Genomic DNA, 372 nt, shown 5'->3' on the forward strand with positions numbered 1-372 from the left:
ATTTCCGGCGGCAGCTTTAGTTCCGGTTTCGGCACGTTCAAGGTGATAGCGGGTCCGTCCGGCCGTTTGCCTGCCGCCGGGTCGTCCTGTTGCCCCTTTGCGCTCGCGTCGTCCGTCTGGCCTGCAGCGGGTTCGGGCACCTGGGTGGTGGCCTGCTGGCTGGCCGGCTGCTCGGGCTTCTCAATCACGTCGGGCTGGACCGCTGGGGGCGGTGAGACTTTGTCGGCCGGCGCCACCGGCGCGACCTGGACGCGCGGCGGAACAGCTTGCTGGCTGTCGCTGGTCACGCTGTCCGGCTGAATTGCCGGCAGCGGCTTTTCGGGTGTCGCCTCGGCTGGCGCCGGCTCCGGGGTTTCTTCGGATGCCGGTGAG

General features: G+C 69.4%; 1 pseudogene. It reads right to left on the reverse strand.

From position 1 onward, the window contains the following. A pseudogene (locus E5W87_RS13015) lies at nt 1-372 on the reverse strand (serine/threonine protein kinase); the annotation flags it as partial.

Source organism: Mesorhizobium sp. (genome assembly GCF_004962925.1).
In the GTDB taxonomy this organism is placed as follows: domain Bacteria; phylum Pseudomonadota; class Alphaproteobacteria; order Rhizobiales; family Rhizobiaceae; genus Mesorhizobium.